The organism is Pseudomonas fluorescens HK44 (assembly GCF_000217955.3).
Classification (GTDB): Bacteria; Pseudomonadota; Gammaproteobacteria; order Pseudomonadales; family Pseudomonadaceae; genus Aquipseudomonas; species Aquipseudomonas fluorescens_AQ.
Genome location: NZ_AFOY02000015.1, coordinates 809,690 through 830,393, shown reverse-complemented (window position 1 = coordinate 830,393; position 20,704 = coordinate 809,690). Strand labels below are relative to the sequence as shown.

General features: G+C 54.2%; 18 protein-coding genes and 2 pseudogenes. 11 read left to right on the top strand and 9 right to left on the bottom strand.

What is annotated here, in order from left to right; all coding sequences use genetic code 11:
- The first annotated feature begins 25 nt into the window (after nt 1–25).
- Complete coding sequence (locus HK44_RS16510) at nt 26–409, top strand: VOC family protein (RefSeq protein WP_019690391.1); 384 nt, start codon at nt 26–28, stop codon at nt 407–409.
- A gap of 70 nt (nt 410–479) precedes the next feature.
- On the opposite strand, the gene HK44_RS16505 is transcribed toward HK44_RS16510, so the two are convergent.
- Nucleotides 480–1,256 carry a pyrroline-5-carboxylate reductase family protein gene (locus HK44_RS16505; protein ID WP_019690392.1) on the bottom strand — a complete coding sequence of 259 codons (777 nt, stop codon included), beginning with the start codon at nt 1,254–1,256 and terminating at the stop codon, nt 480–482.
- Nucleotides 1,246–1,953, bottom strand: coding sequence for a TetR/AcrR family transcriptional regulator (locus HK44_RS16500; protein ID WP_019690393.1), 708 nt, complete (start codon nt 1,951–1,953; stop codon nt 1,246–1,248). Before HK44_RS16500 ends, HK44_RS16505 begins: the two co-directional genes overlap by 11 nt.
- A gap of 246 nt (nt 1,954–2,199) precedes the next feature.
- Here HK44_RS16500 and HK44_RS16495 point away from each other — a divergent pair, with 246 nt between their 5' ends.
- Together HK44_RS16495 and HK44_RS16490 are read left to right on the top strand one after the other, a co-directional pair.
- A complete protein-coding gene (locus HK44_RS16495) occupies nt 2,200–2,967 on the top strand; it encodes an SDR family NAD(P)-dependent oxidoreductase (protein WP_019690394.1) in 768 nt (255 codons plus the stop codon).
- A 12-nt stretch (nt 2,968–2,979) separates the two neighbouring features.
- A complete protein-coding gene (locus HK44_RS16490; protein ID WP_019690395.1) occupies nt 2,980–3,735 on the top strand; it encodes an SDR family NAD(P)-dependent oxidoreductase in 756 nt (251 codons plus the stop codon).
- Here the strand turns inward: HK44_RS16490 and HK44_RS30575 are convergent.
- Nucleotides 3,661–3,858, bottom strand: a pseudogene (locus HK44_RS30575) (hypothetical protein); the annotation flags it as partial. The gene HK44_RS16490 and the pseudogene HK44_RS30575 sit on opposite strands and share 75 nt — an antisense overlap.
- Before the next feature lie 209 nt (nt 3,859–4,067).
- Here HK44_RS30575 and fdhA point away from each other — a divergent pair.
- Entirely contained in the window at nt 4,068–5,267 is a 1,200-nt protein-coding gene (gene fdhA / locus HK44_RS16485) for a formaldehyde dehydrogenase, glutathione-independent (protein ID WP_019690396.1), read from the top strand.
- Nucleotides 5,268–5,314: 47 nt separating this feature from the next.
- On the opposite strand, the pseudogene HK44_RS29800 reads toward fdhA, so the two are convergent.
- From HK44_RS29800 to HK44_RS16465, 5 genes and pseudogenes are all read right to left on the bottom strand, one after another.
- Nucleotides 5,315–5,466: pseudogene (locus HK44_RS29800) on the bottom strand (glycine betaine ABC transporter substrate-binding protein); the annotation flags it as partial.
- Between the two features lie 68 nt (nt 5,467–5,534).
- Nucleotides 5,535–6,881, bottom strand: a complete 1,347-nt coding sequence (locus HK44_RS16480; RefSeq protein WP_019690397.1) for an NAD(P)/FAD-dependent oxidoreductase — start codon at nt 6,879–6,881, stop codon at nt 5,535–5,537.
- A complete protein-coding gene (locus HK44_RS16475) occupies nt 6,878–8,395 on the bottom strand; it encodes an aldehyde dehydrogenase (protein ID WP_019690398.1) in 1,518 nt (505 codons plus the stop codon). The genes HK44_RS16480 and HK44_RS16475 overlap by 4 nt, the downstream gene beginning before the upstream one ends.
- Nucleotides 8,388–9,299: a dihydrodipicolinate synthase family protein gene (locus HK44_RS16470; RefSeq protein ID WP_019690399.1), complete on the bottom strand. Its 912-nt coding sequence runs from the start codon at nt 9,297–9,299 to the stop codon at nt 8,388–8,390. The genes HK44_RS16475 and HK44_RS16470 overlap by 8 nt, the downstream gene beginning before the upstream one ends.
- Nucleotides 9,296–10,009 carry a GntR family transcriptional regulator gene (locus tag HK44_RS16465; RefSeq protein ID WP_019690400.1) on the bottom strand — a complete coding sequence of 238 codons (714 nt, stop codon included), beginning with the start codon at nt 10,007–10,009 and terminating at the stop codon, nt 9,296–9,298. The genes HK44_RS16470 and HK44_RS16465 overlap by 4 nt, the downstream gene beginning before the upstream one ends.
- 647 nt (nt 10,010–10,656) lie before the next feature.
- Between HK44_RS16465 and HK44_RS16460 the strand changes: the two genes are divergently transcribed.
- Complete coding sequence (locus HK44_RS16460; RefSeq protein WP_019690401.1) at nt 10,657–11,892, top strand: aromatic ring-hydroxylating oxygenase subunit alpha; 1,236 nt, start codon at nt 10,657–10,659, stop codon at nt 11,890–11,892.
- Between the two features lie 176 nt (nt 11,893–12,068).
- On the opposite strand, the gene HK44_RS16455 is transcribed toward HK44_RS16460, so the two are convergent.
- A complete protein-coding gene (locus HK44_RS16455; RefSeq protein ID WP_019690402.1) occupies nt 12,069–13,031 on the bottom strand; it encodes a LysR family transcriptional regulator in 963 nt (320 codons plus the stop codon).
- Between the two features lie 448 nt (nt 13,032–13,479).
- Here HK44_RS16455 and HK44_RS16450 point away from each other — a divergent pair, with 448 nt between their 5' ends.
- The 6 genes from HK44_RS16450 (at nt 13,480) to HK44_RS16425 (ending at nt 20,406) form a co-directional block, all read left to right on the top strand.
- Nucleotides 13,480–14,517: a quaternary amine ABC transporter ATP-binding protein gene (locus HK44_RS16450; protein ID WP_019690403.1), complete on the top strand. Its 1,038-nt coding sequence runs from the start codon at nt 13,480–13,482 to the stop codon at nt 14,515–14,517.
- 8 nt (nt 14,518–14,525) lie between these two features.
- Nucleotides 14,526–15,530 carry a glycine betaine/L-proline ABC transporter permease ProW gene (proW, locus tag HK44_RS16445; RefSeq protein WP_277884168.1) on the top strand — a complete coding sequence of 335 codons (1,005 nt, stop codon included), beginning with the start codon at nt 14,526–14,528 and terminating at the stop codon, nt 15,528–15,530.
- A 69-nt stretch (nt 15,531–15,599) separates the two neighbouring features.
- Complete coding sequence (proX, locus tag HK44_RS16440) at nt 15,600–16,643, top strand: glycine betaine/L-proline ABC transporter substrate-binding protein ProX (protein WP_162174770.1); 1,044 nt, start codon at nt 15,600–15,602, stop codon at nt 16,641–16,643.
- 87 nt (nt 16,644–16,730) lie between these two features.
- Entirely contained in the window at nt 16,731–18,080 is a 1,350-nt protein-coding gene (locus HK44_RS16435) for an MmgE/PrpD family protein (protein WP_019690406.1), read from the top strand.
- A gap of 48 nt (nt 18,081–18,128) precedes the next feature.
- Nucleotides 18,129–19,163 carry a GlxA family transcriptional regulator gene (locus tag HK44_RS16430; protein WP_019690407.1) on the top strand — a complete coding sequence of 345 codons (1,035 nt, stop codon included), beginning with the start codon at nt 18,129–18,131 and terminating at the stop codon, nt 19,161–19,163.
- A gap of 91 nt (nt 19,164–19,254) precedes the next feature.
- Nucleotides 19,255–20,406, top strand: coding sequence for an MFS transporter (locus tag HK44_RS16425; protein ID WP_019690408.1), 1,152 nt, complete (start codon nt 19,255–19,257; stop codon nt 20,404–20,406).
- The last annotated feature ends 298 nt before the right edge of the window (nt 20,407–20,704 follow it).

Sequence of the window (20,704 nt, the reverse complement as noted above, 5' to 3'; positions counted from 1 at the left end):
GCATCACAACCCAAAGGAAATCAAAATGTCTGTTTTTACTCATGTCACTGTCGGTACCAATGACCTTGCCAAAGCACGGACCTTCTATGATGGTGTTCTCAAAGAAATTGGTCTCAACCGTGTTGCCGACCTCGATGAATCCGGCTCCATCTGGGGCGTGGATAAACCGTCGTTCTTCGTGCTCAAACCCGCCAATGGCAATCCTGCCAACGTTGGCAATGGCGTGACTGTCAGCTTCGAAGCACCAAATCGCGCTGCGGTACATGCATTCCACGAAACCGCACTCGCCGCCGGTGGCATCTGTGAAGGCAAACCGGGGTCGCGTAACTGGGCTGAGAATGCCTATGCCGCTTACGCTCGGGACCTTGATGGCAACAAACTGGCTGTCTATTGCTTCAAGGCCGAATAATCGCAACCGTCTGACGCCTTCTGCAGTGAAGGCCCTTCAGCGGGCCTTCACTGTATATCCCCTGCCCTGGCTACATTCCTCGCCGCGCAACCTCAGCGCCTGCCTTTACTGCCCGCCCCACAATGGACTCGATGTTTTGATCGGCCATCGACTGCAGCGCTGCTGCCGTCACGCCACGGTAAGCCATCAACGACTCAATCATTTGCCGCGGATCGCGGCTGGCAAGCATCTGACCGCCCCCCACCACCACGCCTTGTGCAGCGCGCTGCGCGATGGCAAGGGGAATTCCCGCAGCCACCGCCTGATTAGTCAGTGCCATTTGCAACATTGCCGGGAAGGCCGGCCCAGTCCCGGACAACGCGCTGAGGTAATCAATACAGTCTTCATCAGGCACTTCGTCCGCCGAACCTACGCACTCGAACAGTCGCTGCACCCACTTGCGGTCGCGTTCAACAAGGTTTCCGACACTGTACCAGGGCGTGAACGACTGCCTGATTTCCACGGCCGCATTCGGCATGGCCCGCACCACTGTATCCGCATCGGTGGCCGCGCAGATGGCTGCCGCCGGAACTCCAGCCATTAGGGAAATCACCAGCTTGCCGCGGGCGTTGATCTGCAGTTCACGAAACTGCTCCGGCCGGATGGACAGCACGACAATATCGCTGAGCTCCACCAACTGCTGGTTGTCGGCCAGCAGCCTCACGCCTGGCTCGAAGGTACTGACGCCGGAGCGGTTCGAGATCAACAAACGGTCAGGCCCGATGAACCCGCTATCGAGCAGCGCCTCCGCGATTGCGCGCCCGAGCCAGCCCGTGCCCCCAATGATGCCCAGGGTTCTATTCTCCATCGGCAGTGGACTCCTCGAATGTTTCGACCAAGGGAACGAAGACGCCGGGCTCTTTTTCTGCGTAGCCGAACTTTCCATAAAAGCGGTCCAGCTCGCGCCGCTTCGGTACTTTGCCGGTAAACACGCTCACGTACTGAGGAATCCGTCGAAATCGAACGACAATATCCTCATTGGTTTTCATGGAGATGTAGCCGATCTGCGTGAGGTAGATCGTCCTGGCCCGAACATCGGCCCCCTCTGCGTCGTAGCCAAACCGTCGGAACATAGCGGCCAAGGCATTCATCCGTGCCTCATCGGCCAAAGCGATTTCAGCTTTGACCTCGTCCGATTGCAGCGCCCAACTGCGCACGGCAAATTCGAATTGCGAGTCGAACAGCTCAGGGTTCACCCAGCATTCGAAGACGTTGAGAATCGCTTCGGAAATACTTTCTGCGTAACTCTCGCATTGGCTGACCATACCGCCGGTGTTCTTGTCCCGCCATCGAGCCAGGAGTGCCGCGAGCAGCTGTTCCCGATCTTCATAGAACCAGTAGAAGCTGGTACGAGACAAATTCAAGCGTTTGGCCAGCGGCATCACCCGCACAGCATCCACACCCGACTCTTTAAGAGCATCGTAGGCGGCGTCCAGCCAACCATCTACGGAGCCTCGCCAGCCTGCGTCCTGCGCTTTGGTTTTCGCCCTTCCTGTCTGTGACATTTGGGTTGCACCTTTCTTTGAAAATTCCTCGTCACTGTACACCCCGGGATCTGTGGCGTACACGGCATGTACATGGGCGTACATTTTTTAGACATATGTTCGCAATGCCAAGAGGATGTTTGTTGCGCGCGCGATTTTTTGGATAACGCCACGTCATCTTTGGCCCGGTAAAAAAGTTGTTGGACGCTGCGATCCATTGAAATTAAATAATGGCTCCGCCAAAAAAACTACCAGGTAGGTTGCCCTATGAAATTCAATAATAAAGTGGTGGTCATTACCGGCGCTGCCGGCGGTGTCGGACAGGCGCTAGCACTATTGTTCGCCCGAGAAGGCGCAAAGCTTGTCTTGTCTGATCTTGATGAAGCCGGTTGCAAATCAATTTCCGCAAAAGTCCGTGACCTGGGTGCCGAAGTACACTACGTGGCAGGCGATTTACGCCGAAAAGAATATTGCGAAGCGATTGTCCAAACTGCTGTCGATATTTTTTCGGGGATCGATATTGTATTGAACAATGCGGGCATCATTCCCCGCGGCACGATTGAGGAAACCACTGACGACATGTGGTTCGACGCCATGGGCGTAAACCTGAATGCGGTGTTCTTCATCTGCCGTGCCGCGATACCGCACATGAAAAATCGCCCGGGCGCCGCAATCGTCAACACATCATCTGTCTGGGGAATTTATCCAGGCCCCGCCCACGTGGCGTATTGCACAAGCAAAGGGGCCGTTGCGGCTTTAACCAAGAATCTGGGCCGCGATTGCGCCCCTTTGGGCATCCGTGTCAACGCCGTATGCCCGCACGAAATCAATACCCCGATGATACGCAGCGGCTTTGAACGTCGCGGCCTCGATCCGGACAAAGCCGTGCAGGAACTGAACAAGAGCGTGCCATTAGGCCGTATCGCCGAGCCCGAAGACATTGCGGATGTCATCGCATTTCTGGCGTCCGACGAGGCCAGGTACATCGCCGGTGAAACGGTAGAAGTCACAGGCGCCAAGCCGGTATCCGGCTAAGAAGAAGTAGCGATGCTCAACGGTAAAAATGTAGTGGTGACCGGGGGCGGCAGAGGGATTGGCCGAGGCATCACCGAACAATTGCTGGAGGCGGGAGCTTCTGTGTTGATCGCTCAGCGCCAGGTACTGGACGCCGACTTGCAAAATCACCCTCAAGTCTATTTCGTCGAGGCTGATCTCGCCTCGATGGAGGCACCCCATTTGATTGCCCACTTCGCCCAGGAGCAGCTTGGCGGAATCGATGTATTGGTTAACAACGCCGGGTTCATGTTCGAGAAATCCATTGATGATATGACCGAACAGGACTGGGATCGCATGATGGCTGTCAATCTGCGGGCGCCAGCGTTCTTGTGCAAGGCGTTAGTACCCCAGATGCGTCAGCGAGGCGGTGGCAGCATCATCAACATCGGCTCGATCGAAGGAATAGGCGCCAACCCTGAACATGCCGCGTACTGTGCCTCCAAGGCCGGCATCCATGGGCTGACCCGAGCCTTGGCAGTCGATCTCGGCCGGGACGGCATCCGCTGCAATGCCATTGCTCCAGGGTGGATCAATTCCGAGTTGAGTGATGCGTACCTCGCCGCTCAAGCTGATCCCTGTGCAGCCCGCCAGGCACTCCTGCGCCTTCACCCGGTCGGACGTACCGGATTGCCGACGGATGTTGGCGGGACAGTCGTTTTCCTGGCCTGCGAATCATCGGCCTTCATCACCGGGCAGGTGCTGGTGGTGGATGGGGGTCGCACGGCGAAACTGCCACTGCCGTTTTGATCGAATTCGCCCAGCTAGCAACGGAGGGAGCCACTCACCCACCTCCGTTGCAGGACTCGGTGAGGCCAGAAACGTAACGGCAGCAGCCACTTCTTCCGGACGACCAGCCCTGCCAACCGGGATGATGATTGGGTGCTAAATGCTCTCGCCGGGTACTGATACCAGGCGTAGGATCGATACGTTGACTGCTAATCACGCGTCGTTGGAAGGTAACTTCCAACCAAGCTGCATTCACGCGCGAACGCAAGACATATATCGCCGCACTGTAAGGCCGCGCGACCCTTCGCAGTACAAGGGCCGTGTTCTCACAACTACAAAAGCGAGGTGAAAGCATGTCTGGTAATCGTGGTGTCGTGTATCTCGGCGCAGGCAAGGTCGAGGTGCAGACCATCCCCTATCCGAAAATGGAAGACCCGCGCGGCAAGCGCATTGACCATGGCGTGATCCTGCGCGTGGTTTCGACCAATATCTGCGGCTCCGACCAGCATATGGTGCGCGGTCGGACCACGGCCCAGGTAGGGCTGGTGCTTGGCCATGAAATTACTGGTGAGGTGATCGAAAAGGGCCGTGACGTGGAAAACGTGCAGATCGGTGATCTGGTCTCGGTGCCGTTCAACGTCGCCTGCGGCCGTTGTCGCAGTTGCAAGGAACAGCACACCGGCGTCTGCCTGACGGTCAACCCGGCGCGCCCCGGCGGTGCCTATGGCTATGTGGACATGGGCGACTGGGTTGGCGGGCAGGCCGAATACGTGCTGGTGCCGTATGCCGACTTCAACCTGTTGAAGCTGCCCGACCGCGACAAGGCGATGGAGAAAATCCGCGACCTGACCTGCCTCTCCGATATCCTGCCGACCGGCTACCACGGCGCGGTGACCGCCGGTGTCGGCCCTGGCAGCACAGTGTATATCGCAGGTGCCGGTCCGGTCGGACTGGCTGCTGCCGCTTCCGCCCGTCTGCTTGGTGCGGCGGTAGTGATCGTCGGCGACGTCAATCCGCTGCGTCTGGCGCATGCCAAGGCCCAGGGCTTCGAGATCGCCGACCTGACTCAGGACACTCCGCTGCACGAGCAAATCGCCAACCTGCTCGGTGAGCCGGAAGTCGATTGTGCGGTCGATGCGGTCGGCTTCGAAGCCCGTGGCCACGGCCATGACGGTGCGCAGCACGAGGCGCCGGCCGATGTGCTCAACGCGCTGATGGGTGTGGTGCGGGTCGCCGGCAATATCGGGATCCCCGGTCTATATGTCACCGAAGACCCGGGCGCGGTCAACAAAGCCGCCAAGCATGGCAGCCTGAACATCCGTTTCGGCCTCGGCTGGGCCAAGTCCCACAGCTTCCACACCGGCCAGACCCCGACGATGAAGTACAACCGTCAGCTGATGCAGGCGATCATGTGGGACCGGATCAACATTGCCGAGGTCGTCGGCGTGCAGGTGATCAGCCTGGACGACGCGCCGCGCGGTTACCACGAGTTCGATGCCGGAGTGCCGAAGAAATTCGTCATGGATCCGCACAAGCTGTTTAGCGCCGCCTAAGGAGTAGGTTGGGAAAAGGGCAGCTTTGAGCTGCCCCTTTTTATGGCCGTGTCCTCAAGTACTTTCTTGGTTATGCCAGTAATGGGCACCAAGTCCTCCCAGGACATGCTACCCATTACTATGTTTTTTCTTCTGCCTGTACCTGCACACTCATCATGCCCACAAGCGCGAGCGCGCAGTATGCCTTCCATATATTCATGGATTATTCCGTTCTTATGAGTGACTTATTAAATGGCCTTTATAGGAAAAGCCGACAATTTAAACTTACTAACCTTCTCGCCCGGCCCAAAACTCATGCCAACGAATGACCGAACTGACGCCCAGCTTCGTTATTATTTTGGGGGGTAGCCTGCTGGGTCCCGGCGCGTGACTGAAACTATCCAGAAACTCAGAACGTGTACCCGAAGCCAACTCCGCCGCCATTACACCTGCCAGGGTGCTCTTGACCGTTCCCAACCCATTTTCGCAGCAAGCCGAATACAGGTTTTCTTCGATCTCGCCAAATGCAGCGGCGTTGTTACGGCTCAAACACAGACGGCCGGCCCAACTGAACTCCAGCGGAGTGGATTTCAGTTCGGGAAAGCGTGCATCCAAGGAATGTCGCTGCTCTTTGGCAACCGCAGCTACACGCTCTGGAGTGACCTGGATACTCGGGTCGTAGGTGAACTTTGTCCGGATGACGATTCGCGAGAGACCGTCTGAAGAGATTTTGCGAACGGTCGCTCCCATTGGATCAGCCGGCAACAATGCCCACCTGGCTTTACCCGGCACGTCTTTCTTGAATGCATCATCACTGTACGCTGCCGTCATGGAAGCGTACGTAAAGACGTGCAGCAGACGTCCTTGATAATGACCAAAGTCTTCAATGTGGCCGTTAACCCCCAGAATGACCTTGGGTGCGTGCACCATCCCGTTATGAGATCGAGCGGTCCAGCCGCTACCCTGCTTCGACAATTCAATAATGGGAGAGCGCTCAAAGAGAGTGATTTTCCCTTCCAGCCCTGCTGCCAGGTCTCTGATGTATTGTGCGGGTTGAATCAACACTGCGCCGGGGGTATAGATCCCACCTTGGTAATAGGTGGACCCCGTGATTTCACGCATTTGCACTGCATCAAACATCTCGAACTTTTCGCCAATGCGCTCAAGGGATTCGGCGTAATTGACGTTCAGTTTTAATCCCCGCTCAGTGGCGGCCGCGTTGATCTTCCCTGATGGGTCGAACGTGTCTGCGGACATACCGTATTCGCGTGCCGCTTGCGCAGCGAAATCAATCGCAAAACGATTTTGCGTGATTTCCAGAGCCGTTGCAGACTCACTCGCCACGGAGTATTCCCCGGACGACAGACTGTGCGGCACATCGATCATGAAGCCAGAGTTTCTGCCCGCCGGCCCCTTGGCGACTTCATGAGCATCGACCACAACAATGCTGTCACCCGGGTGTAACTGTGAAAGCCTGCGTGCGGCGGAAAGGCCGGCAAAACCGGCACCGATAATCAGCCAATCCGCCGTCACATTTCCATCAAGCATGCGGACAGGCGCAGTGCGTGCGGAAATCGCCTCCCAACCTGAAACCCCGGTGTCTACCGGCAGGCGCTTGATGGTATGGGTGCTCATTTTTCGGTCTCTTCATCCGACCGATCAGAGACATCGATCCAGATGGTTTTGATTTCGGTGTATTGATCGTGAGCAAAAATCGATTTGTCTCGACCGCCGAACCCTGATTCCTTGTAGCCGCCGAAAGGTGTCGACGCATCGCCTTCGCCAAAGCAGTTCACGGTGACGATGCCGGCGCGGATTTCCCGCGACAACTTGATCGCCCGACGCAGGCTGCCGGTATAAACCGAGGCCGCCAGGCCGTATACCGTGTCATTGGCCAGAGCAATCGCTTCGGAGATTGTGTTGAAGGTGGTGACCGAAAGAATCGGGCCGAAGATCTCTTCCTGGAACAACCGACTGTCTCGATCCACACCGTCAATCACGGTCGGCTCTACGAAGGCACCGTCTTTGGTCGCGCCGCCATACACGACTGCGAGCTTCCCGGCGGTGGCGTGCTCAAGGTACGACTTCACTTTTGCGAAATGCTCTGGGCTGACCAGCGACCCTACGCGGTTTTGCGGATCCAGTGGGTCGCCCATCTTCCATTCGCGGATGTAGGCGCCCATGCGCTCCAGCAGTTCGTCTTTAACAGACGCGTGGACGATCAGGCGTGAAGTCGCGGAGCAGTTTTCGCCCATGTTCCAGAAGGCGCCGTTGACGACATGCTGAGCGACGAGATCCAGGTCTTGGGCATCGTCCATCACCACGGCCGGATTTTTCCCGCCGCATTCGAGCACGATGCGTTTGAGGTTCGAATCAGCTGCGTAATGCAGGAAACGGCGGCCAGTCGCGGTGGAGCCGGTAAAGCTCACCATGTCGACATCGTTGTGCAGGCCGATCGGCTCGCCGACGTCCTTCCCGGAGCCGGTCACGATGTTGAGTACACCGGCAGGCAAGCCCGCCTCTACCGCCAGCTCCGCCACTCGCAACGTCGTCAGCGTGGTCTGCTCGGCGGGTTTGACAATCACCGAGCAGCCAGCAGCGAGCGCCGGGCCGATTTTCCAGGCCAGCATCAGCAGTGGGAAGTTCCAGGGCAATACGCAGCCCACCACGCCGATCGGCTCCCGGACCACCATGGTCAGCGCGTCGCGGCCTACCGGGGCGGTGTTGTCATAAATCTTGTCGATCAGTTCCGCGTGCCAGCGTAGCGTGTGGATGGTGTCCGGCACATCGACCAACTGACACTCACTCACAGGCTTGCCGCTATCGAGGCTCTCGAGGACGGCCAGTTCGTGTGCATGGCTTTCAAGCAGGTTTGCAAACTTCAGCAAAACCGCTTTGCGCTCCCTGGGAGAAATCGATCTCCAGCGTCCATCCTCGAAGGCCTCTTTGGCGTTACTCACCGCAAAGTCGACATCCTCGGACGAACAGGCCGCGACATTTGTCAAAAACTCACCCGTCGCCGGATTGGTCGTGGCGAAGGTTTTTCCAGAGATCGCTGATCTGAACGCACCATTGATGAATGCGTTGGAAGGAAACGAAATGTTTTTCGCGATGACCGCGTATTCGGCCTTGCTCAGAAGATCACCCATGGCTGGCTCCCGAAGTGAGGTTGGCTACGTTGCGTTTAAGTTCGGCGATGACCGATGCAAGGCTTTGCTTTTCTTCGTCTTCAAGTGGCTGAAGCGGCAAGCGCACGTCACCCACTTTCAGTCCGGTAACCTCGCAACCGTACTTGATTGACTGCACGAACTTGCCGCCGTCCAGAGCATTCATCAGCGGCATCATCGCTGACATGATCTGACGGCCTTTGTCGAAGTTCTTTTCGATCACACAGGCTTCATAAAGCGCTACGTGCTCCTTGGGCAGGAAGTTGGAACCTGCACATACCCAGCTTCTGGCGCCCCAGGCAAAGAATTCGAGAGCTTGATCGTCCCAGCCGCATGACAGCGCGATATGTGGATATTCACGGGCAAGGAGATGCACACGGCCCATGTCACCGGAACTTTCCTTAATGGCCACGACGTTTTTCGATTCGCTCACGCGGGTGAGGTACTCCTCATCCATCGAAACGCACATGCGACCCGGATAGTTGTAGAGCATGATCGGCAGGTTGGCGGCGCGATCAATAGTCAGCGCATGAATCGCATTTTCCTGGGAAGTTGGCAGCGCATACGGCGGACTGGTGACGAGAATGGCGTCCGCCTTGATCGCTTTGGCATCCTTGGCGTACTGCACGGCATCTTCGGTGCGAATGGCCCCGGTACTGACGATCAGCTGCACCCGTGTACCGATGACATCCTTCGCATAAGCGGCGAGCTCAGTACGCTCTTCTGAAGTCTGCGCATAATATTCGCCGGTCGAGCCGCCGATAATAATGCCGTGTACCTTCGCCTCAATCAGCGACTCCAAAACTTCCGAATACACACTCCAGTCGATCTCCCCATCAGGTTTATGAGGAGTCACTGCTGGCGTATAAATACCTTCAAATTTCAAGATAATTTCTCCAAATGCGAGTTACGTGGAAGATCAACAAGCGCGTCAGCCTTGATGCCTTGAGGCGCGATAAACATTTCCATGTTTTCACGGGACAGTTCCCAGTGTTCAAACACGAGATCGACTACGGCACTTTCATCACACCGTTCAATAGCTTCAATAAAAGCGTCATGATGTCCGGCAGATTGCTCGAGACGTTTCTCCATGTCCCTGTTTTGAGGACGAAAAAACGTGTTGCCGATTCGAGCATGATCAATAAGCAGCCTTTCCAAACTGGGTTCGAGATACTGATTACCCGCCATTTCACCCATAATTGCGTGAAAGCGATTATTCTCAACGACCATCGAAAGCGCATCTTTTGAAGTAGTAGCTTTGCGAAAGCGTCGCTGGGTTTTTTTGAGATCAGTCAGTTGATGTGGCTTGAAGTTTTGTACCGCCAGGCGACCAATGGCCGCATAAATCATTGGCGCAACCAGAAAAAAATTTCGAAGAGTGGCGTAATTCATAGGAATTACCCGGGCGCCTCGATTTTCTTGAATATCGATATAACCCTCCCCCGCCAGACGTCTAAAAACTTCACGAACAGGCGTTCGGGAGAGGCCATAACGCTCACTAAGAACAACCTCATCCAGTGCTTCGCCAGGGTCCAACTCCATTGTCAAAATCTGACGTTTCAAGTCTTCGTAAAGATTGCTTTTGCCGCTTTTCACAAACGACCTCCAGAGGTTGTTTTACGGCTAAGCACCGCTAACTGTTGAATCCAGACTGGCATGGGGCAATAGAGTGGTCAATAGCGTGTATTCCTCGCGTATACATCTTTGAGGCGATATAGCACCGAAGAAGAAAAATTATTTTTTCTTTAATTTCAACGGGTTAAGTTTTTTCTCTTATGACTGAATTATCAATCGATAACATTTGTTTATGCATTGATAAGAGGAAAAGTTTCTTGTTGGTGTGTGATTGCCGACGTAGTCTTTAGAACAGCGATATTTTACCGGCGAAATGGCGTTTGAAGACTTTTGGGTGCTACGTGCACATTTGAGGCCCGGTTGTCTAAGCTCGACTTGTATGCTGTAGAAAATCGCGATTAATGCAAACAATGGTCTTTGCTAATTGTCTGCATCTGTAAGGACACCGAATCGAAACGAGTGCACGGAATGGCATCGCCATCCAAGAAGGCACATTTTTCGAGAGCCGCTTTCGGAACGTGGCAAGCCGTTTCGGTTGGCGGATACAAGCAGCACGGTTTGACGGGGTAAAACCCACAGACGGTGCGGCGAACTCAAGACCGTTTAGCCTCGCTTACCTGAACCGGCTGAACGTGTTGCCCCCCCCTGTTTTTTGGAGTGTGTTGACCGTGAGCACTAAATCGGCAGTTTCAAATCTTATTGCGCAGCGCAAACCTGACCATGCGCTGCCGGGTGCCCTTTATAGCGACCCAGACGTTTATCGGCAGGATCTGGAACAGATTTGGCATAAAAGCTGGATCTTCGCAGGGCATACATTTGAGCTGGAAAAGTCGGGGCAGTACCTGTCGCTGCAAGTCGGCGATTATCCCGTCGCAGTCGTCCGTGGCGCAGATAAACAGATTCGCGCATTCCACAACGCTTGTCGCCATCGCGGCTCCAAGGTCTGTCCGCAAGCAAGCGGCAAGGTCGCCAAGCTGGTATGCCCTTACCACAAATGGACATTCGAGCTGGATGGCAAACTGCTTTTCGCCGGAAACATGGGGGAGGATTTCGACAAGTCTCAGTATGGGTTGAAACCCGTCCATTGCGAGATCGTAGAGAGCTACATTTACGTGTGCGTAGCTGACGTCGCCCCTGACTTTTCGTCATTCAGAAAATCCGTAACCCCTTTCGTTGCACCTCATAATCTGGACGACTGCAAAGTCGCGTTTGAGTCGAACATTATCGAAAAAGGCAACTGGAAACTGGTTTTCGAGAACAACCGTGAGTGCTACCACTGTGATTGTACTCACCCGGAATTGATGCACTCATTCGTGGACAACCCATCAGTGGGCGGCGCTGGCGGCGATGAGGATCTCGAACTCAAGGAGCACTGGGATCGCTGCGAAGCGGCAGGCCTGCCTAGCCGACTGGTCATGGACGATGATGGTCGCTTCCGAATGACTCGCATACCACTGTTTTCCGGGGCCGTCAGCTACACAATGGATGGCAAGCCTGCGGTATCAGGCCGGCTGGATACAACGGGTGAAGCCAACATCGGTGCCCTGCTTTATTTCAATTACCCATCGACCTGGAACCACTTTCTGGGCGATCACGCGCTGAGCTTCCGTGTTCTGCCTATCGGTCCGAACGAGACGTTGGTCACTACGAAATGGATTGTTAAGAAGGACGCACAGGAAGGTGTCGACTACGACATCGATCGACTCACTAAAGTTTGGCTTGCAACCAATGACCAAGACCGCACCTTGGTGGAAGGCGCGCAGGTAGGGGTTAACTCTCCAGCTTACGAACCAGGCCCATTATCGGTCGCTAGCGAAATTGGTGTGTGTCAGTTTGATGATTGGTACTGCAAAACGATGCTTGAGCAACTCAATGACACGATCACGTTAAGATCTGTCGGTTAAGTGCAACTCTGCCGGTGGTGAGAACCACGAATTATCACCACCGGCCTACCTTTGTTTTTTCTTCGAAAAATTGTGGCCGGTGTCTTTCTTACATCCTCACCCTGTCGGCATTAAACTCCCGCCTCCAAACCTCCCCCTCCTCACCATTAAAGTCACTGTTTAACTGCTGCCCGTACTCAAACGACTTGTGAGAACTGTGCAAGAATCCAGTCACGTAGCCGGCAACACGCTTCATCATTCACTCGGTCTTCACGAAAAGTCAGATAGTGCTGGCTTTCATGGAGAACCACTTCCTGATCGACTGGACGAACCAGTGATCCGTTTTCGATTAGATTTGCAACCAGATGATTCCATCCAAGAGCTACACCCTGGTGGGTCAAAACCATGCTGATCACCAGGTTGTAGTCGTTTGCGTTGAAAACGTGAGGGCTATCGTGAGGCCGCTTTTCAATATCAACATCGTGATAGGCCAGCCAAACGCCCCAGTCGACATGCTCCGCTACCTGGGATCTGCCATAGGGGCTGAGATTTAGCAAAACCCCATCGCGCAACCCTTCCAGGCTGGACAGCTCAGGATGCTCCTCTTTATAGCGAGGTGTGCACACCGGGTAGATGACGTCATGAAACAACGGATAGCTACGATAACCATCCTGAACCTTGGCCATCTTGGTGATGAAGATGTCCGGCGTTACACCGGGTTCCATCGACAAAAAGTTTTGAGTGGTCACCAGGTTCAGATCAATGTCAGCGTTCTGAGTAAAAAAACCCGGCAGCTTGGCTGCTAACCAAAGGGCCGAAAAAGCGGGAGAACAGCAAAGCGTCAGAGTGCGCTTGCCTGCATTGTTGGTGCGGATGCGCTCTGCTGCCTGGGAGATGTTTACGAAGGATAGCTGCGCGGCATCGAAAAAAATGGAGCCGGCCTCAGTCAGTTCGACCGCTCGACCGACCCTCTTGAAGAGATCAACCCCAAGGTACGTCTCAAGCTCCCGAATCTGACGACTAATTGCCGCTTGAGTAACGCACAGTGCCTCTGCCGCTCGCGTGAAACTCTGGTATTTGGCAGCTGCTACGAATGACTTGACTGCTTTCAGAGACGGCATTTTCAGCAACGTCATGTCTGGATCGATGTGCTTAACCATAACCTAGAGTATTCAATGTCCGGTTCGGGGCCCCTGGGAGGGCCTTAAGGGATGAGATCGGCGGGAGGATTCCACCTAGAACGCATGCTTGAGAGTATCTGAAAGAGAGGGTCTACGACAGGGGGAACAGCGCTTTACTTAATAACAAGCACGTTCGGCGTCGAAATTGGATATCAATGCAGAATCGATAACATAGCGTTATTGATTGGTCAGAAGAAATGTTGTTAGACGTTGACTCTATTAGGTAATAACTTGGTTCTCAAGGAACTGCTCAATTCAGCGCCGATAAAACAAAAATAATAAACTTCACATAATAAAGAGGATGGTCACAATGACTAATTCCCAACCCTTCTCCCAGCTTGACTGCCCCCACAAGCACCGTCTTAACTGATCAAGACACGTACACCTAAGTTCTTGATCTTACGCCGTAATTACAGCAGGAGGGGTTATGAGTCTTGGTGACGAGATACTCTCGGTAAAAAACATTTACAAAGTCTTTGGCCCTCAGCCGAAGCTCGCGATGGAGATGCTGGCTCGCGGTGCTGATAAGAATGAAATTTTCAGCAAAACGGGTCAAGTCGTTGGCGTTTTCGATGCCAGTTTCTCCGTAAAACGCGGTGAGATTTTCGTCATCATGGGGCTTTCCGGTTCTGGAAAGTCGACGATGGTTCGGCTGTTCAACCGACTGATCGAACCGACCTCTGGCACAATCCATCTCAACGGCCAGGAAATCACCGGTCTGTCGGATGCTGATCTTCTCAGCGTTCGTCGCAAAGATATGAGCATGGTGTTTCAGTCGTTTGCCCTGATGCCCCACATGAGTGTGATCGACAACGTTGCTTTCGGCCTGGAAATTTCGGGTGTCGAGGAAAGTGAACGGCATAAACGTGCACTAGAGGCACTCAAACAGGTGGGACTCGATGGCCACGCCTACAGCTATCCGCACCAACTGTCCGGCGGTATGCAACAGCGGGTAGGCCTGGCCCGAGCGCTGGCCAACGACCCCGCCATCCTGCTGATGGACGAAGCCTTCTCGGCACTCGACCCGTTGATTCGCCACGAAATGCAGGGCGAACTGATCCGCCTGCAGGCAGAACAGCATCGCACCATCATCTTCATCTCCCATGACATTGACGAGGCGATTCGCATTGGGCATCGCATAGCGATCATGGAGGGTGGCCGGGTAGTGCAAATCGGTACCCCGCAAGAGCTGCTTTGCAACCCCGCGAACGATTACGTCAGAGCTTTCTTCAAAGGCTTTGATGCCTCGAAGATCCTCAAGGCTGGTGATGTTGCCAAAATCTGCGCAGAGCATCCGTACGCCATGGATCAATCCACTCCTACGCTGCGCGACGATGTACTCCTGCAGGACGTCTTTCACATCGTTGCTGATGCCGTTAATCCAGTTGCCGTGCTGGATCGCCAGGGTGTGTTCAAAGGCACGATCTCCAAGAGCCTACTGCTTCAGACAATGAGCCGACACTAATAGGCTCTATTTGCTGGCTTGCCAGGCTCGGACATTCAGGTGATTACATGAACGAATTCAATTTTCTAGACCCGTTTCAATCCATCAACGTCCCTTTGGGCCAATGGGTAGAAGTTGCCCTTAATTTTCTGGTTCATAATTTCCGCGAGGTATTCCGCTCGATAAGATGGCCAATCGACCAAGTACTTAATGGTATTCAGTTCGGATTGTTGGCTATTCCTCCGTCAATATTCATTATTATTGCAACGCTCTTCGGCTGGCAGGTAGGAGGGAAAAAGATAGGAATCCTTTGTTTCGTCACCCTCACCCTCTTAGGAGTGATCGGCGTATGGAATGACGCCATGATCACCCTCGCCCTGGTACTCACTTCACTGTTTTTTTGTGCAGTTATTGGCATTCCGCTGGGCGTCCTGTGTGCCCGGAGTGACCGACTGGAGATGCTTCTGCGGCCGGTACTCGATGCAATGCAAACACTGCCTGCATTTGTTTATCTGGTCCCCGTGGTGATGCTGTTTGGCATCGGCAACGTACCGGGAGTACTGGTCACGATCATCTTTTCAGTAGCACCACTGGTCAGGCTCACCAATCTGGGAATTCGCCAGGTACCGGAAGACAAGGTTGAAGCAGCCCGGGCTTTCGGATGCACCCCACGCCAAATGCTCAGGAAGGTTCAACTTCCTTTAGCTGCACCGACGATCATGGCGGGTCTGAATCAGGCATTGATGTTGTCACTTTCCATGGTAGTGATCGCATCAATGATTTCGGTTGGCGGGTTGGGGATGATGGTTCTTCGCGGGATCGGCCGCCTTGATATGGGCTTGGCAACCGTCGGTGGATTGGGGCTGGTATTGCTGGCGATTTTCCTCGACCGACTGACCCAGGCAATGGGCGAACGCAGTAACAGGGCAACCAAAGGTGAGCACTGGTACCAGACAGGCCCGGCGGGTGTCATTTATCGCCTGAAGAGAAAAAACGTTGTTACGAAAATAGAAGTCAGTCCCAAAGAGAGCTAACTCCGCTAAGCGGCGCGTCGTGAACCAAAAGAAATGCCAACTTCTTTAATCCAGCCAAGGCAAACGATAATGAACTTCACAACATTCGGAATAACACAGAAATTCATCCACTCTGTGGCGCTTTTAGTACTAGCAGTTTCCCCTGTTTTCGCATCAGCCGCCACGGCGCAGGAGCCCGGAAAAGGGGTATCGATCACCCCAATTTTCCCGTCAATTGCCGAAGAGCGATTTCGCGGAGAGATTGCAATGGCGGGCCTCAAGGAATTGGGCTACGACGTTCAGACTCCTAAGGAAACCGAGTACTCCACCATGATGATTGCAATTGCCAATGGTGACGCTGATTTCTCGGTTCATCTATGGGAGGAGCTACACAAATCTTTCTACGAGAAGGCAGGCGGCGATGAAACGATGGTGAAAACTGGCAGAATTATGCCGGGCGTATTACAGGGCTACATGATCGATAAGAAAACGGCTGACGAGTATCACATCACCTCCATTGATGATTTGAAAAAGCCAGAGATCGCCAAGCTGTTCGATAGTAATGGCGACGGTAAAGCGGACCTGACAGGTTGCAACCCCGGCTGGGGCTGCGAGCTGATCATTGCCCACCATATGAAAGCCTATGGCTTGGAAAAGACCGTTTCCAATAACCAGGGCTCCTATTTTGCCCTGATGGCCGACACCATTGCTCGTTACAAAGAAGGCAAGCCGATTCTCTATTATACTTGGGTACCTCAGTGGATCTCCGGTGTTCTGGTCGAAGGTAAAGATGTGGTTTGGTTAACCGTGCCGCGTACGGATCTCCCTGGTGGCAAGAACGATACCAACACCACCTTCAATGGTAAAAACCTTGGTTTCGCGGTAGACAGTGTCAGAGCGGTCATCAACAAAGAGTTTGCCGAGAAAAACCCGGCGGCCGTGAAGTACCTGTCTGAAATGCAGATCACTACCGACGATGAAAGCGCGCAAAATCTCAAAATGCACAATGGTGAAAAAAGTGCTGCTGACATTACTCGTCACGCTAAAGAATGGATCGCGGCCCATCGCGCGAAATACGACAGCTGGCTGACAGACGCACGAGCAGCAGCTAATACCGCCACCGCAAAAAATTAATCCCTTCATTTAAATCTGCATAAAAGGTTGCCCTTCCCCGGGCAACTTTTTCATCCGTTTCGGCGTTCATCATTCAGGAATCATGAAATGCAGTTGTATTCATTCGTCCAGAATTTCAGTTACAAGGACGCGCCCCTACATACACGCGAGCTGGTTAAAACTTGCCTGCTCGACATCATTGGTGTGGCCGCCGGTGCTCGCGACAATCAAACCAGCGTGATGCTCAAAACCTACGCTGACACCCACTACTCTGCCAACAAGCTGTCCAGCCGACTTTGGTTCGACGGCAGGGCCGTACATCCATTGGGCGCCGCGTATGCAGGCGGTTTCTGCGTTGATAGCCTGGATGCACATGAAGGTCACTTCACCTCCAAGGGGCATGCGGGTGCAACGGTTGTCCCGGCCATTGTTGCATTGGTAGACGCGTATCGCAGTCAGGGCAAAGACATCAGCGGCGAAGAATTCCTTAGCGCACTGTGCATTGGTTACGAGACCGCGTTGCGTGCGGGCCAGGCATTGATGGCCACAGCCCCGGAATATCATGCCTCAGGCGCCTTTTCCGGGATCGGGGTCGTTTGCGCCGGTGCCTGCTTGCTGAAGCTTGACGAAACGACGTTCCGTCATGCACTGGGTATCGCGGAATACTTTGGCCCGAGGTGCCCGATGATGCGCCTCGTGAGCTTTCCCACGATGTTGCGTGATGCCCACGGCGCCGGGGCGTATGCCGGACTGAACGCACTACTAATGGCACAGATGGGTGTAACTGGCGCTCCAGCTGCCACCGTTGAACCTTTGGAGATTTCCACTTTTTGGCAGGACATCGGAGCCCGCTGGGAAATTGATGAACAGTATTTCAAGCCATGGCCCGTATGTCGCTGGGCGCAACCGGCACTCACGGCCATGACCGATTTGATGCGAGCGCATCCAGTCATCACAGCTGAGTTGATCGAGACCATAGATGTCGAGACATTCCATGAGTCTGTGTGCTTGCAGGGGCATTTTCCGAAGAATGCGGACGAGGCCCAGTACGCACTGGCGTTCCCACTCGCCGCCTTGATCGTTCGTGGAAAGCTGGGCCCTAACGAGGTCACCGGCGATTCCATTCATGCACCAGACATCTTGAGCGTCAGCGAGAAGATAACCCTTCATGAAGCACCTGACCTGTCCGCCAGGTTCCCGGAGGAGATTCTCTCCCGAGTGACCGTTACCCTGAAAAACGGCACCCGTCTTGCGAGCCCTACGGCGACGGCCAAGGGCGACCCCGACAACCCTATGTCGAGTGACGAACTCACTGCTAAATACCATCTGCTGGCTGATGAAAGCTTGGGAACCACTCTCAGCAATGCGATTAAGAACAGTGTTGAAGCATTACCCGACAGTGATGACTGCCAATCATTCTTTGATTTGTTGTTGTCCGCTCCAAAAACCACCGTCTAGAGCCCGCAATGGTTTCTTAGTTATTCGTTCAGGTGTCAAAGAGGATTTATGCCATTCGTATTCGAGAGTGTGCTTAAAGACAAGAATATGGGGTACGCCTATACGGCTGAGAAACCATTGAAGCCGCAGGCGGTAACTCGTGTAGCTTTCGTGCTTTTGAACAATTTCTCGATGATGTCATTCACCGGCGCTATCGATGCGCTGGTGACCGCCAACCTGATTAGCGAGACACCGGCGTTTGAGGTGCTAACTGTCGGCATCAAGAGCCGTCTGGTAATGAGCGATCTGGGAATTGCAATTTCAGCAGACCTGGAGTTATCACAATTACCAGATCGTATCGACGTTCTCATCGTCGCCGGTGGTTTGCGAGTGAAGCTGATCAGCGACCCGCTATTACGGCGCAAGCTACGTAACGTCGCCTCTCTTGGAGCGACCATGGGTGGCTTGTGGAACGGTGCATTTTTCCTGGCGGAAGCTCAGCTAATGGACGGTGTCGAGTGTGCCTTCCATCCAGACGGGCGAGCGATGATGGAGGATGTTTTTCCCAAGGTGCTGGTCTCTTGTCGAACTCACGTAATAGACAAAAACCGTATCACGTGCGCCGGCGCCAGCAGCTCGTTACGAATGATGCTGGAACTCATTACCGCTAAACAAGGCGTGTCGCTGACCCATGCTGTCGAGGAAATACTCAGTTGCGATCAAACCTCTGAAGTGTCTGGGATATCGACTCTCATAGTTGACTCTGACCCCACCTTGCCACAAACCCTGAAGCTCGCTTTAGAACTGATGCAAAAGAACATCGAAGAACCGCTATCGATCGACGAGCTTGCTGAATGTGTAAAAATTTCCCGGCGACAATTGGAGCGTCGCTTCTGTCGTTTTGTGGGCGCCACGCCCACACGTTACTACCTTGAGCTGCGCTTGACTCGAGCGCGACAGCTTATTCTGCAAAGCAATCGGCCGATCACCGATATCGCGATTGCGACCGGCTTCTGTAGTTTCGCCAACTTCCATATGCGCTTTCGCGACTTTTTTGGCGTAGCGCCGAGTAGTTATAGAGCGACGTATGAGCGCAGGCGCTAAGTTTTCCGAAACCCGGGCACGCAAAAAAAATCCGCAATGTCTAAGCCGAGCAAATGATGGCTAGCATCATCGATAAGGATTACCGAGAATTATGAATGCTCCATCGTCAGTGTTGATACCCACGGCTAGCCATAGCGAGCGGATGTCTACACGCATTGCCTTCCTCATCGCGGGCTTACTCATGTCCGCTTGGGCGCCTCTGGTTCCATTGGTTAAAGCACGCACTGGCCTGGACGATGGTGGCTTGGGGTTACTGCTTCTCGGTCTTGGCGGTGGATCTATTGTGGCCATGCCCTTCGCTGGGTATCTCACTGCACACTATGGATGCCGACCGGTCGTAATCTGGGCGACTATAGCACTGTGTGCCGTTCTTCCGCTTTTGAGCACCGTGGTATGGCTGCCTGGCCTGGTCATAGCTGTCATTATCTTCGGTGCCAGCATGGGCATGCTTGATTGCGCCATGAACATTCAGTCCGTCATTGTTGAGAAAAACAGCGGGCAGGCGCTTCAGTCCGGCTTCCATGGCCTTTACAGCGTCGGAGGTATATTGGGCGCCGGGGCCATGACCGCTTTACTGACCTTCGGCCTGGATCCACTGATTGCTGCCCTCTGTATCGTTGCCACAGTTTTGGGAGCGCTTTACAAGGCTGCGCCTGCTTTGCTGACTTATGGCACTGAACGGGGTGGGCCATTGTTCGCGGTGCCCAGAGGTATCGTGCTGCTTTTAGGGACGCTCTGTTTCATCGTCTTCCTCACTGAAGGTGCAATGCTCGACTGGAGCGCGGTCTTCCTTGTTTCGAGCCGAGGGTTAGAGCCGAGCATCGCCGGTTTGGGCTACGCATCCTTCGCCGCTGCGATGACGGTGGGCCGCCTGACAGGGGATGCCATCGTAAGCAAACTAGGTGGCGTGCGCGTAGTTGCGCTTGGCGGACTCTGCGCAGCAGCAGGCATGATCGTGTCGCTCGGAATCGATGGCTGGCCCGCGTCCTTGGTCGGCTACGCCCTGGTTGGTGCTGGCTGCTCGAACATTGTCCCAGTGATCTTTACCGCTGTAGGCCGGCAGCAACGTATGCCACAGGCGGTAGCCATCCCCGCTATCATCTCGATGGGCTACGCGGGCATTCTGATCGGCCCCGTATTTATCGGTGCAGTCGCCCATCTAAGCACCTTGTCATTCGCTCTTGGCTGCGTGATTGTTCTGCTGTTTTTTGTCAGTGCGACAGCTCGATTACTTCGCAACTAACCCTATTTTTTCAGGCGTAATTTCAGCATTGGCCATTGCCATCGTCGAGTCTCTATTCGAAAACTGCCTCATTCAAGCTCGTTAACCAGTGATTGGCCATTTAGCTTTACCGGTAGAGCTCAAAAGGATCTGTCATTTTTTCCCAAGGTCGTTCTATGTGTAAGGCTTTCAGAGAAAAATTGTTCCTGACTACGCCAACCGCTAAGAGTTTGCGACCAACCTCTCGATTTATCAGCGCTTGCCACAAGCGGCGCTGCTTTCCCCCAATGCCCATGAGCCCCTAATATTTGCTCGGTTT

Bases quoted from the DNA above. Each gene is read 5' to 3' on its own strand.
- HK44_RS16480 (WP_019690397.1), bottom strand. From the start codon at position 6,881: ATGAGCACCCATACCATCAAGCGCCTGCCGGTAGACACCGGGGTTTCA.
- HK44_RS16435 (WP_019690406.1), top strand. From the start codon at position 16,731: ATGCAGTTGTATTCATTCGTCCAGAATTTCAGTTACAAGGACGCGCCC.
- HK44_RS16505 (WP_019690392.1), bottom strand. From the start codon at position 1,256: ATGGAGAATAGAACCCTGGGCATCATTGGGGGCACGGGCTGGCTCGGG.
- HK44_RS16510 (WP_019690391.1), top strand. From the start codon at position 26: ATGTCTGTTTTTACTCATGTCACTGTCGGTACCAATGACCTTGCCAAA.
- HK44_RS16425 (WP_019690408.1), top strand. From the start codon at position 19,255: ATGAATGCTCCATCGTCAGTGTTGATACCCACGGCTAGCCATAGCGAG.
- HK44_RS16455 (WP_019690402.1), bottom strand. From the start codon at position 13,031: ATGGTTAAGCACATCGATCCAGACATGACGTTGCTGAAAATGCCGTCT.
- HK44_RS16475 (WP_019690398.1), bottom strand. From the start codon at position 8,395: ATGGGTGATCTTCTGAGCAAGGCCGAATACGCGGTCATCGCGAAAAAC.
- HK44_RS16450 (WP_019690403.1), top strand. From the start codon at position 13,480: ATGAGTCTTGGTGACGAGATACTCTCGGTAAAAAACATTTACAAAGTC.
- HK44_RS16490 (WP_019690395.1), top strand. From the start codon at position 2,980: ATGCTCAACGGTAAAAATGTAGTGGTGACCGGGGGCGGCAGAGGGATT.
- proX (WP_162174770.1), top strand. From the start codon at position 15,600: ATGAACTTCACAACATTCGGAATAACACAGAAATTCATCCACTCTGTG.
- HK44_RS16430 (WP_019690407.1), top strand. From the start codon at position 18,129: ATGCCATTCGTATTCGAGAGTGTGCTTAAAGACAAGAATATGGGGTAC.
- fdhA (WP_019690396.1), top strand. From the start codon at position 4,068: ATGTCTGGTAATCGTGGTGTCGTGTATCTCGGCGCAGGCAAGGTCGAG.
- HK44_RS16500 (WP_019690393.1), bottom strand. From the start codon at position 1,953: ATGTCACAGACAGGAAGGGCGAAAACCAAAGCGCAGGACGCAGGCTGG.
- HK44_RS16495 (WP_019690394.1), top strand. From the start codon at position 2,200: ATGAAATTCAATAATAAAGTGGTGGTCATTACCGGCGCTGCCGGCGGT.